Origin of the sequence: Marinomonas profundimaris (genome assembly GCF_000508165.1) — a bacterium.
GTDB lineage: Bacteria > Pseudomonadota > Gammaproteobacteria > Pseudomonadales > Marinomonadaceae > Marinomonas > Marinomonas profundimaris.
The window spans coordinates 98,026-110,287 of record NZ_AYOZ01000061.1 but is presented as its reverse complement, the minus strand read 5'-3'; the positions used below and the strand labels follow the sequence as shown (position 1 = coordinate 110,287).

At 43.2% G+C, this 12,262-nt stretch carries 9 protein-coding genes; 7 read left to right on the top strand and 2 right to left on the bottom strand.

The genetic code is table 11. The annotated features are described in order from the left end of the window. Nucleotides 1-25: 25 nt before the first annotated feature. A complete protein-coding gene (pgm, locus tag D104_RS35875) occupies nucleotides 26-1,669 on the top strand; it encodes a phosphoglucomutase (alpha-D-glucose-1,6-bisphosphate-dependent) (RefSeq protein WP_024025513.1) in 1,644 nt (547 codons plus the stop codon). 75 nt (nucleotides 1,670-1,744) lie between these two features. On the opposite strand, the gene D104_RS35870 is transcribed toward pgm, so the two are convergent. Both D104_RS35870 and D104_RS35865 read right to left on the bottom strand, forming a co-directional pair. Beyond that, the gene (locus tag D104_RS35870) at nucleotides 1,745-2,485 is read right to left on the bottom strand and encodes a spermidine synthase (protein ID WP_024025512.1); all 741 of its coding nucleotides are present in this window, start codon (nucleotides 2,483-2,485) and stop codon (nucleotides 1,745-1,747) included. Between the two features lie 65 nt (nucleotides 2,486-2,550). After that, a complete protein-coding gene (locus D104_RS35865) occupies nucleotides 2,551-5,337 on the bottom strand; it encodes an FAD-binding and (Fe-S)-binding domain-containing protein (protein WP_024025511.1) in 2,787 nt (928 codons plus the stop codon). A 203-nt stretch (nucleotides 5,338-5,540) separates the two neighbouring features. Between D104_RS35865 and D104_RS35860 the strand changes: the two genes are divergently transcribed. The 6 genes from D104_RS35860 to pepN all read left to right on the top strand — a co-directional run bounded on the left by D104_RS35860 (nucleotide 5,541) and on the right by pepN (nucleotide 12,216). Then, on the top strand, nucleotides 5,541-6,488 hold the full coding sequence (locus D104_RS35860; protein ID WP_024025510.1) for a 1-aminocyclopropane-1-carboxylate deaminase/D-cysteine desulfhydrase: 948 nt from the start codon (nucleotides 5,541-5,543) through the stop codon (nucleotides 6,486-6,488). Between the two features lie 133 nt (nucleotides 6,489-6,621). After that, entirely contained in the window at nucleotides 6,622-7,503 is an 882-nt protein-coding gene (locus tag D104_RS35855; RefSeq protein ID WP_024025509.1) for an NAD(+) kinase, read from the top strand. A 59-nt stretch (nucleotides 7,504-7,562) separates the two neighbouring features. Further along, entirely contained in the window at nucleotides 7,563-8,441 is an 879-nt protein-coding gene (locus tag D104_RS35850; protein ID WP_024025508.1) for a rhomboid family intramembrane serine protease, read from the top strand. A 25-nt stretch (nucleotides 8,442-8,466) separates the two neighbouring features. Beyond that, nucleotides 8,467-8,748: a YeaC family protein gene (locus D104_RS35845; RefSeq protein WP_024025507.1), complete on the top strand. Its 282-nt coding sequence runs from the start codon at nucleotides 8,467-8,469 to the stop codon at nucleotides 8,746-8,748. Continuing rightward, nucleotides 8,748-9,572, top strand: a complete 825-nt coding sequence (locus D104_RS35840) for a DUF2797 domain-containing protein (RefSeq protein ID WP_024025506.1) — start codon at nucleotides 8,748-8,750, stop codon at nucleotides 9,570-9,572. Before D104_RS35845 ends, D104_RS35840 begins: the two co-directional genes overlap by 1 nt. A 10-nt stretch (nucleotides 9,573-9,582) precedes the next feature. Beyond that, entirely contained in the window at nucleotides 9,583-12,216 is a 2,634-nt protein-coding gene (gene pepN / locus D104_RS35835) for an aminopeptidase N (protein WP_024025505.1), read from the top strand. Nucleotides 12,217-12,262 lie beyond the last annotated feature (46 nt).

The following is a 12,262-nucleotide window of genomic DNA, read 5'->3' as shown; positions in this document are numbered from 1 at the left end:
TCAAAGACTTAACAGGGCTCACAATATGGCAATTCACCCTCAAGCAGGACAGCTTGCTCCGCATACATCTCTGGTAAATTTACCAGAGCTAATGTCCGCGTACTTTTTAAAAAAACCTCGCGTTACAACGCACCCAGATGAGCGCGTCAGTTTCGGTACTTCCGGACATCGTGGTAGCGCATTACTAAGCAGTTTTAATGAAGATCATATTCTAGCTATTACTCAAGCCATTTCAGAATACCGTCAAATACAACACATTTCTGGTCCACTTTATTTAGGCAAAGACACACATGCTCTCTCTGAAGCCGCCTTTCAAACGGCGTTGAGTGTGTTTACCGCGAATGGGGTTCGAGTTCGTACTCAGCTCAACGGTGGTTTTACGCCAACACCTGTTATTTCTCATGCCGTTATTACGCACAACAACACGCAAAAAGACCTAAGTGATGGCGTTGTCATTACGCCATCTCACAATCCACCGGAAGATGGCGGCATTAAGTACAACTCAATAAAAGGCGGACCGGCAGACAAAGACATTACCGATTGGGTCGCCAAAAGAGCCAATGCATTATTAGAAAACCATCTGACAGGCGTTAAACGTTTCTCCAGTGAAGAAATGCAGCATAGTGGGCTGATCGAAACATTCGATTACGTTGAGCACTATGTAAACGACCTCGAAACTGTCATCGACATGGCAGCCATTTCGAAAGCAAAGGTTCGAATTGGTGTTGATCCAATGGGTGGGTCTGGTATTCATTATTGGGCACCCATTGCCCAAAAATACGGTTTAGACATTACCGTGGTGAATTTGGAGGTGGATCCAACGTTTCGCTTTGTCCCTCTGGATAAAGACGGCCGTATTCGAATGGATTGCTCTTCTCCCTATTCAATGCAAGGTTTGTTAAAACTCAAAAATGATTTTGATATTGCGGTGGGCAATGACCCAGATTATGACCGACATGGAATCGTGTGCGCATCATCAGGTTTGATGAATCCAAATGCGTATCTTGCTGTCGCCATTGAGTATTTAGCGCAACATCGAATGGATTGGCCGCAAGATATTCAATTCGGTAAAACCCTAGTATCCAGCGGCATGATAGATCGGGTTGTGAGCGGTCTTGGTCGTCAGCTTTGCGAAGTACCTGTGGGTTTCAAATGGTATGTAGAAGGTATGTTTGAAGGTTCTATGGCATTTGGCGGCGAAGAAAGCGCAGGCGCGTCTTTTCTTCGTAAAGACGGCACCGTTTGGACAACAGACAAGGATGGGTTCATTATGGCGTTGCTTGCGGCGGAAATACTCGCTGTAACAGGGAAGGACCCTCAAGCGCTGTATGATGAGCAAGTTGAACGATATGGAAAGCCGTATTACAAGCGAATTGATGTGGCGGCAACGTCGGCCCAAAAAGCATTGTTAGGCGCGTTGGACACAAAAAATGTGACGCAGACCATGCTAGCGGGTGAAGCTATTACCTCTGTATTGACGCATGCGCCAGGCAATGGCGCAGCAATTGGTGGTTTAAAAGTGTCTACTGAAAACGGTTGGTTTGCAGCAAGACCATCTGGCACTGAAAACGTGTATAAAATATACTTAGAAAGCTTTGTATCAGAAGGACATCTCGCCAAATTGGAAACGGAAGCAAAAGCATTAGTCGACAATGTGCTAAATAATTAAGCGTTTCCAGCCATGTAAAATGCCGCTTTTAAAAGCGGCATTTTTGTTTCTATATTTTGTATCTCTTGTCGGTTTTTAGATCTCAGATAATCGAGACTGCCATTTGGTTAATTGGAATCCCATTTTATCGCTCAGTTTTTGTGCGGCGGCTTTAAGTTCTTTAATGTTGCTTTGATTTTTTCGCTTACCGGCGATGATCACCCAATTTCCTGTTCCGGTGTCTAAAGCGCGTACATCATTAAAATGCTTCTTAATGATGTCGGTGAGCGTTTGGTTGTTCTTTTGATCTATCCAGCAGTTAAGCGCTAACCAGCCATCTTCTTTGATATTTCGCGCACAGTTTTCTATGAAACTGGCCTGCAAAACGGCTCGATCCATTCCTTCGGTGTTGTATAAATCTGTCATCAATAAGTCGACCTTTTTGGGCAAGCCTTCTGCCATGTAATCAATGGCATTGGCAACGTCTAATGTAATGCGCTTTCCAGTAGGGAGCTTGAAATACATTTCCGCGGCGTCCATGACTTCTTGACGCAATTCAACCGCCGTAATATGAATCGCTGGGACAGTATGATGGAGTGCGTTTAGCATGGTTCCGCCACCAAGACCTAAAATACAGACACGTTTAGGCTCACAAAATAACAAAGGCAACATCATCGCTTGTGTGTATTCGTGTTGAAGTATGTGTGGTGTTGATAAACGAATTCGGCTCTGTTCGTCACCTTCGGCGAAGGACAAAATACGATATTGTCCATCATCAAAAATGCGTATTGGTCCAAGCTCGTCGGCGCTGTCGTGTAATAAATTCTGGTGACTCATGGTGTCCCTTAAATGTAAAAATGACTCGAATGTCTCAGTCATTAAAATAATGTGTTGTAGTCGTACTAATCGACGTTGGCTTCTCTTAAATGTTTCAGCAGCATTTGTATGGGGTGAGAGATATCCAGTTTATAACATTGCCTTACTTGGCTTCGGTTGAAATAGCTGGTGGAGACAAGTTTTCCGAGTAACCTTGATTTGGTGATTGTATTTTTTAAAGTGCGATCATAACCATATATTGACGTTTCTTTATGCGGTGATTCATTCAGATACATTTCTTCTACGTCGTCAAAGTCGATATGTTGAACGCTTAATGCCAACCCAAGAATACGATAAATTTCCTGCCAATCCTGAATGGCCGGTGACGAGTGATTATTATCTGTACGATGAGTTAATAAATAATAGGTCGAATGATCACACGCTAAAGGCTGCTTTTTGAGGTGTTCACTCTTTTTCATCAGCCATTCTTGCATTAGATGGATTTTGGGTATTTGACGGCTTTTTCCGAAGGATTTGGTGTATTCATTTCGATACGTCAGTGTCATTGAAGGATCAATGCCAATGAAAGGCAGTCCATAAAATGATAATCGTTGTAGCATGTCTAGGTTTTTACGCGCGGTATTGTTAAACGCTTTTAAAAAGCCATGAACATGAAGTGGCTTGCCATTTGGTAGGTAAGGGGCAAGATAGGCTTGAAAGCCAAGTCGACTCAACGCTTCCATGGTGTCCAGTACCAGTTGTGTTTCGAAGTAGCTGGTAAACACATCCTGCACGACAATGACAGCACGGGAACGGTCTTTTGGACTGAGTGACTCAATCGCCAGTGGTGTAGCTAATCGAATCCCACGACGAGACATCTCTTTCTTAAGGTTGAGCACGCTCAGTTCTGGGTTATTTATCAATCCGATATATTTATTACTGAGTGTGTTGATCCATCGCTGACTTATCAGCCAATTATAAGGCTTAGGGAGAAGTGCGATGAACGGCGTACTGAATTCTACAAACCCCTTTAGATAATCTTTAACGGGTCGAAGATAGCGGCTGTAATATAATTCAAAGAACTTGGCTCGGTATTCTGTCTCATCTATGTTGCTTGAGTAATCTTCTGTGCAGTAAGTGTTTGTCACGCCATCCGTCATCGCATCGTGTACTTCATGCGAGAAATCGTATACACCACGACGCTTTTCTAGTGTGTTTTTTATTCGAGGAATGAAGTTGATCAAGGCACGACTATTTTTGGCGCTTTTACTGGCTTGTTTTGTGTCTACGCCCAGCTCGCTTAGAGCTCTTAACCATTCACGTATTAACGCCGCACGACCTTTGGGCGAATAGCGACGATCTCTCGAGTTTTTCCATGAAGTGGACATTACGTCATGATTGCTATCACTCAGGGCCGTTTTAAAATAATCACGATTCTTTGCTGAAATTTCATGGTTGAACTGTTTGCGCAATGATACGTTTTCGGTTTTTATTAAATTGGCACCGAACTCAAACGGTGTGGCAATCTTACCCGGATTTAATTGGTTTCTAGGGTCAAAAGCGCCTTTAATCTGTTGTAAACTCGGGTAAAGGTCGCCTAAAAAAGCGGGTGTGTATTCAGGATTAATGTCTGTTTTATGTTTATCTAATAACAGTCTGGCCGATTTTTTCCGCAAAGCACTCAGTTTATTAACCTGTTCCCGACCCATTGCAATGGTATAGCCCAACGCACTGCGTTCGTCCTGCACCAGTAAAATATCCAGATTGTCTGTTAATAATTTAATCTTTTCAGCGACGTCCTGCTCATTGTTGCCTGTGAACTCGATAAGGTTAACACCTTGGTATTTTTCACCAGCTAGCGTAGGAAAAAACTCCGTCACCGAATGCCATACGCTGTCAGCTTTAGCCAGATTGAGTACGGTAGAATCAATGGTCTCAATTGACGTTGGTTGAGTTGAGAGTAAGTCACCTGCGTGTCGCAATGCCCCCTCAAAGCTGTCATATCTAATATTCACTAAAGCAGCGTGAGTTGGTATCGCTAAAAGGTTAATTTTTGCTTCAATAATGAAACCTAATGTTCCTTCCGAGCCACAAAGAACCGCGTTCATATCGAAGCGTCCATCATGAGTGCGGATATGCGCTAAGTCGTAACCTGTTAGACATTGAGTTAACTTAGGGAAGGTGTCTTTGATCTCTTTTGCTTTATTTTTTTGAATAGAATCGACAATGCGGTGAGCATGGGCGGAATAATCTCCGCCACTTTGAATGAGCGCCAGTGTATGGTCGTCGATTGGGGCAGATTCAAGTAGGTAACCATCTAACAATACGGTTTTCAGGGACAAAACATGATCTCGTGTTTTGCCGTACATCACAGAACCTTGTTCACTGGCGTCGTCGCTGATCATGCCGCCAATAGTAGAGCCATTACTGGTTGTTAACGGTTGAGGGAAAAATAGGCCGTGTGATTTTACCGCACAATTTAGCTGCTCAATCGCCATGCCTGTTTCAACACGCACCCAGCCTTCTTCTACGTTTATCTCCAAAATGTGATTCATGTATTTGGATAAGTCGACTATTAACCCATCCGTGAGCGATTGACCATTTGTTCCCGTGCCGCCGCCTCGTGGGCTTACGACGATGTCATGAAAGACGGCTTGATTTGATAAGTTGGTGAGTATTTGGATGTCTTTGGTATTTTTCGGGTAAAGGACACCTTGAGGCAAAATCTGATAAATAGAGTTGTCAGTCGAAAGTACTACGCGATTAGCGTAGTCCAGATTAATATCGCCTGAGAAACCTATTGCTTTCAGCTGCTCAATAAAAGAGAGGTATTTAGCTTGAATGGGCGAGACTTCGGATAGCGTTGGAATCATGTATCATCTCCACAAATGATGAGTGCGCTGATGGTAACAAAGAAACAGACAATGACGTGATATTTATCGAGTGAATTTCGGTGATAACCCCACTGCGTGTTTGTGAGTTCAGGATTTGATGGCGCAGTCACTCATCCGTAATCATCATTATTAATATGTTATTCTCTTTTCATTACAGGCTTTCATAAAGTTGGGTTTATTTAGTGGCCATTATTCAATCGATCGTTCTTCCTCCTTCTTGCCTAGGTTCTTCTCATTATGAGCTGGCTATTTATCGTGGCGATCTGGAGCACCCAGATGCACCAGGCAATAAATGGCATAAGCTACAACATCACATAAAGGCGGCTAAACAACAAAACGCGACGGCTATCGCGACATTTGGTGGCCCCTTTTCAAATCACCTTCATGCTTTTGGTTCAACACTGGCGTCTACGCCGTTTAAGTCCATCGCTGTCGTTCGAGGGGAGCTGCAGCCAGCGCTTTCGCCTACTTTAAAAGATCTTGCAAATAATGGCGTTGAGTTATGGCCTTCATCACGTTCTGATTATCGACTGGGCACAGATTCTGAAGTAACCAGTATGATTAATGTCCTTTATGACAACATCTATTGGATTCCTGAAGGGGGTGGGGGATTGTTGGGTGCGTTGGGTTGTCGAGATTGGGCGCAAGAGATAGACGTTCTCACAAAACCTCATGATGCATGGGTCGTTTCAGCAGGAACAGGAACAACAGCAGCGGGATTATTAGCCTATTCAAAAACACCCATGCTGCATGTGGTTAGTGCCCTGAAAGGCGCACAACGTCAGAAAGACGAAATACTGAATCAAGCCACAAATTTAAACGTGGAGTGTCCAATTACTAAGGAAGGTCCGCAGAAATCGCTAGCGGATAATTTCGTTTTTCATTGTGAGCAACATGAAGGCGGTTATGCAAAAAGAAGCCCGGCATTGAACGAATTCATGGTCGAATTTGCAAACAGCAACCCTGATATTCCTCTTGATCCGGTTTACACCTGCAAAAGTATGTTTGGGATTTTTATGGCAATGGAAGCAGGAACTTGGCCTCATCGGCGTACATTATTTATTCATACTGGTGGGCTACAAGGCTGGAGGGGGTATTCATTAGACAGTAATCCTTTTGTAGCATCCTAACGAGATAGCGAAAACGGGCTTCTTCATGTTAAAGTTGCCTACTTATGTAAACCCACATAAATAATAAAAACCGTTTTGAAAACACGTAAGTGGGTTGCTTTGTTTAGATCGACAGACGGGAAGAGAATGACACATGAGTCTTTTTAGACGTGTTGGTATTATTGCTCGATTAGATAAACCGCAGATTCTTGATACGGTCAAGAAACTGATGGAATATCTCCAAGAAAAGAATATTGCACCAGTTTTAGAAAACGAGTTAGCGACGATGATGCCAGGCATTAAAGTCGACTCGGCGTTGTTAAAAGAGCTGGGTGATCATTGTGACATGGTCATGGTGGTCGGCGGTGATGGCAGTTTTCTGGGCGCTGCGAGAGCAATCTGTAATTACGATATCCCTGTTCTGGGAATCAACAGAGGTACGTTGGGTTTTCTCACTGATATTTCTCCGCACAATTTACAAGAAGAACTAGACCCTATTTTTCGTGGTGAATACCAAGAAGAAAAGCGCTTTATGATCGAAGCAAAAATCAAGCGTCAGAATCGACCAAGCGGTGAGGGCATCGCCTTAAATGATTTGGTATTGCACCCCGGAAAATCAGCACGAATGATTCGTTTTGATTTGTTCATTGATGATCAATTTGTTATGAATCAGAAATCCGATGGTCTAATCGTTGCTACACCAACGGGTTCAACCGCTTACGCTCTATCTGCTGGTGGCCCTATCATGTTGCCGAAATTAGACGCGCTGGTTTTGGTTCCGATGCACCCACATACGTTGAGTAATCGACCGATTGTGATTGACGCCAATGCAAAAATTAGAATTGTGGTGTGCGAGTCAAACTTGACTTATCCAAGCGTCAGTTGTGATGGACAGTTAAATATTACCGCGGCGCCAGGTGATGAAATTAACATCACTAAAAAAGCGGGCGGCATACGATTAATACACCCTAAAAACCATGATTTTTATAATGTGTGTCGTGACAAATTAGGCTGGCAATCTAGCTATCGCTCTTAATTTTCGCAGTACGATGTCGGTTTTGTATTCTATTGAAAAGGTATCCTCTTTAGGTCTCTATGTATTTTGTTTATCAATTTAAAAAAACAGAAGACCCTAAGGGGTTAACCGATGCGTTATGGCATCACAAAGTGGCACATCAGATTGTTTTCAACCAAGACCATAATGAATTATGGGTGCTGGATCCAAGCCAAATACCAACCATAGAACAGCTTATGGCCATCTGGCGAGACGATCCGTCTTTATTGCATCAAGTAAAGCCAGCACGTTCTTCGAAGGTCATCTCGCAATCGAGTCTTTTACAACAAATTAAATTATCGCCTATGACGGTTGGGTTATTGCTATTAACCCTGTTTGTTGCCTTGTTCACTCAATTGGGGGCTGATTTTAGTGTGGTAGGCTATTTTTCGATCAGTCCGTTCGATATCAAAAATGGACACATTTATTTTTATAATTTATCTGAGGTGATGTCCAAAGGGGAATATTGGCGAATATTTACGCCAACCTTACTGCATTTTAGCGTACTGCATTTTGTTTTTAATACTTTATGGATTTGGGACATCGGCCGAAAGCTTGAGCGTATCTTAGGTTCGATTATTTGGAGCCTTGGTGTCGTTATTATTGCTGTGTTAAGCAATGTTCTCCAGTATGAAATAAGTGGCTATCCTTTGTTTGGAGGCTTGTCTGGTGTGGTGTACGGATTAATTGGGTTTGCATGGTTATTGCCTCATTTGAATAAACACTGGCCAGTCATTATTAATAAGCAATTAATGGTCTTTTTTGTAGTTTGGCTTGCTGTTGGTTATACGCCTTTTCCAGAAATGCTTGGGCTTGGCAGTATGGCTAATACCGCACACAGTATTGGGTTGTTATCAGGATTGTTGCTTGGACTTGTCTATTGGGTAGCCACCAAATCCCGTAAAAATGTCTATAAATAACAGCGTAAACGTAGAGAGAGAACAAATGAATTTTAAAGAAATGATCGACAACATGTCCCCTGAAGTCTACGTAAAATTGAAGCAAGCAGTCGAGCTTGGTAAATGGCCAAATGGTGTTCGTTTGACGCCGGATCAAACGGAATTATGCTTGCAGGCTGTTATTACTTACGACTACAGCAATAAAGAAGAAAAAGATCGTGTTGGCTATATCGACACAAAAGACCACAAAGGCAAAGGCAGTAAAAAAGCGGCCGATGAGCATGACACCATAAAATGGGTTGGCGAAGGTCCTGAGGGGCAAGCTTGATGTTGCAAGGCAACTTAAAAAAAATGTCGACTGAAGTGGTTGATGATCAGGTTCAGTATTACCTTGATTTGGGTGGTGAGCGAGTCGCAGTGAATGATCTGCTTTCTAAAAAAATCACCCTAAACCTTGATGGCACTATTCATTGCACTCATTGTGGGAAAGTGACCAAGAAATCCTTTAGCCAAGGTTTTTGTTTCAATTGCTTTCGTAAGTTAGCCGCTTGTGATGCTTGTATCATGAGTCCTGAAAAGTGCCATTATCACTTGGGCACTTGTCGTGAACCAGAATGGGCTGAGCAATATTGTATGCAGAGCCATTACGTGTATTTGGCCAACTCATCCGCCTTAAAAGTGGGTATTACTCGTGGTGACCAATTACCAACGAGGTGGATTGATCAGGGTGCTACGCAAGCGCGGGCCTTGTTTCGCGTCCAAAATCGAAGAATGTCTGGTTTAGTGGAAACCCTGTTTAAATCAGAAGTAGCAGACAAAACAAATTGGCGCAACATGCTAAAAGGGTCATCCATTGAAATGGATTTAGAGTTTGAGCAAGAGCGTCTTATTGGACAACTCTATGAAGGGCTGGATTCACTGCAGCGGGAATTTGGGCTGCAATCCATCACGGATTTATCCGATGAAAATGAAACCCACGAATTCAACTATCCTGTTTTGGAATATCCGACCAAAGTCACCAGTATTAATGCAGAAAAAACACCACTTATTGAAGGCACGCTAATGGGCATAAAAGGCCAATATTGGATGCTCGATACTGGGGTGATAAATATTCGCAAGTACACAGGTTATCAAGCGACATTGACATTTTAGGAGAGAGCACATGAAAGAGAGTCAACCTTCTGCGATTTTTTTAAAAGATTATAAAGTTCCTCCTTTTCTCATCGATAAAACTGAGCTTACTTTTGACCTAGAAGAAGCGACCACCATAGTTACGTCGCGTTTGCACATGCGACGTAACCCAGCTTTTGGTAAATCGACGGCGCCACTGGTTCTTGATGGCGGTGAAGACGTTAAGTTGATTGGCGTAGCGATGGATAATTATTCGTTACCACCTGAAGAGTATCGAGTCAGTGAAGACAAACTGATTATCACAGCGACCGCAGATAAATTTGTCTTAACTTGTGAAACTTTAATTGAGCCTCAAAACAACACTCGCTTAGAAGGTCTATATCGTTCTTCTTCGATGTTTTGCACACAGTGCGAAGCGGAAGGATTTCGTCACATAACGTATTATCTAGATCGCCCTGATGTGATGTCTGTGTTTACGACGACCATCATTGCCGATGAATCTCGTTATCCAGTTATGTTGTCTAATGGCAATGAAGTAGAGCGTGGCAAAACAGAGGAAGGTAAAACCGTTGTTGTTTGGCACGACCCTTTCCCTAAACCTGCTTACCTTTTTGCTCTCGTTGCAGGAGATTTGGCTGTTAAAAACGATGTGTTCACAACGCAGAGTCAGCGTGATGTGAAACTTCAAATTTTTACCGAAACGCACAATATCGATAAAGTCGACTACGCCATGGAAGCCTTAAAGCGCTCCATGCGTTGGGACGAAGAAGCGTATGGCCGAGAATACGATTTAGACATTTTTATGATCGTTGCCGTTGACGACTTCAACATGGGCGCCATGGAAAACAAAGGCTTAAACATCTTCAATTCGTCGTGCTTATTGGCCAGTCCAGAAACCACAACCGATGATAATTATCTGCGTGTTGAAGCGATTGTGGCACATGAATACTTTCATAACTGGTCTGGTAATCGCGTTACGTGTCGAGACTGGTTTCAGTTGAGCCTCAAAGAAGGCTTTACTGTTTTTCGCGATCAAACATTTTCAGCTGATATGCATTCTGAAACGGTAAAAAGGGTAGAGGATGTGGCCTTTTTGAAGACCGCACAATTCGCTGAAGATGCAGGCCCAATGGCGCATCCGGTGCGTCCTGCGTCTTTCATTGAAATTTCAAACTTTTATACCTTAACCGTTTACGAAAAAGGCGCTGAAATTGTTCGTATGATTCACACCTTATTGGGTGCTGAAAAATTCAGAGCGGGTTCCGATTTGTATTTTGAACGTCATGACGGACAAGCCGTAACTTGTGATGATTTTGTCGCCGCAATGCAAGATGCATCTGGTGTCGATCTTTCGCAATTCAAACGTTGGTATTCTCAAGCCGGCACGCCAACGGTGTTGGTGACGGACAGTTTTGATGAGAGTACAGGCACGTATCGTTTGACCATGAAACAAGATACGCCAGCCACACCAGGTCAGCCGACTAAATTGGCGGTTCATATTCCTGTTCGTGTTGGTTTGTTGGATCCGCAAGGTGCTGAACTGACTTCCAGTGTTCAAGGTGTCGATGCACAAGAGCATGTGTTGCACTTAACATCGAATGAACAAGACTTTGAATTTACCGGATTAACCGCTCGTCCAGTCCCATCTTTATTGAGGGGATTTTCAGCGCCAGTTAAATTGCGTTATGACTACTCAACAACAGACTTGCTGTTATTGATGTCTTCCGACACCGATGGCTTTAATCGCTGGAGTGCCTCGCAGCAATTGGCGGTGGGTGAGCTAAATACTCTGATTAAGCAGTCCATTGACGGTGAAACGCTGTCGATTGATTCACAGCTCGCGCTTGGATTTAAAACTTTGTTGAATGATGCAAGTCTTGATCCTGCAATGGTCGCGCTTGTGCTTGCCTTGCCAAGTCAGGCGTACCTGTCTGAATTGGCAAATCCTATTTATCCGGCGGCAATCAAACAGGCTCGAGATTTCTTAAAAGCACAATTAGCCAATGTGTTAATTGAAGACTTTAAACGTGTTTATCATGAGCATAATGTGACAGGGGAATATCAAGCGGTTGCGGAAGATATTGCACGTCGCTCGTTAAAAAACACCGCGTTGTCGTATTGGGTTGAAACAGGTAATGAGCTTGCTCAGCAAGCAGTTCTCGATCAATTTCAGTCTGCTAACAATATGACAGATCAGTTTGCTGCTCTTTCTATTGCGGTGAATACGCAGCATGCTAAAGCGGCTGATTTGTTGTCTGCCTTTTACGAGCAATGGAAAAACGAGCCTTTGGTCGTGAACAAATGGTTGATGCTCAGTGCCAGTCAAGAAAGCGATGCGGCATTGACTACTGTTAAAAGCTTGATGGCGCACCCGGCATTTGACCTTAAAAATCCGAATAAAGTGCGTTCTGTATTAGGTGGTTTTGGACAAAGCATGTCTGGTTTCCACAATGCAGATGGCAGCGGATATCGTTTCTTAGCCGATCAAATTATCGTGTTGAACAAAAAGAACCCACAGATTGCGTCTCGACTTTGTACGCCACTTACTCGTTGGAAAAAGCTTCAACCAGAATTGAGCGTGAAGATGAAAGCCGAACTTGAACGTATATTAGCGGAAGATTTGTCTAAAGACGTTTATGAGGTTGTGTCTAAAAGTCTTGCATAACACAAGCCGGCATTAATCCAAGTAAAAGCCTTTAAGGAGATCGCCT

Excerpts from the sequence above, each read along its gene's own strand:
- pgm (WP_024025513.1), top strand. The coding sequence starts at position 26 with ATGGCAATTCACCCTCAAGCAGGACAGCTTGCTCCGCATACATCTCTG.
- D104_RS35870 (WP_024025512.1), bottom strand. The coding sequence starts at position 2,485 with ATGAGTCACCAGAATTTATTACACGACAGCGCCGACGAGCTTGGACCA.
- D104_RS35865 (WP_024025511.1), bottom strand. The coding sequence starts at position 5,337 with ATGATTCCAACGCTATCCGAAGTCTCGCCCATTCAAGCTAAATACCTC.
- D104_RS35855 (WP_024025509.1), top strand. The coding sequence starts at position 6,622 with ATGAGTCTTTTTAGACGTGTTGGTATTATTGCTCGATTAGATAAACCG.
- D104_RS35850 (WP_024025508.1), top strand. The coding sequence starts at position 7,563 with ATGTATTTTGTTTATCAATTTAAAAAAACAGAAGACCCTAAGGGGTTA.
- D104_RS35845 (WP_024025507.1), top strand. The coding sequence starts at position 8,467 with ATGAATTTTAAAGAAATGATCGACAACATGTCCCCTGAAGTCTACGTA.
- D104_RS35840 (WP_024025506.1), top strand. The coding sequence starts at position 8,748 with ATGTTGCAAGGCAACTTAAAAAAAATGTCGACTGAAGTGGTTGATGAT.
- pepN (WP_024025505.1), top strand. The coding sequence starts at position 9,583 with ATGAAAGAGAGTCAACCTTCTGCGATTTTTTTAAAAGATTATAAAGTT.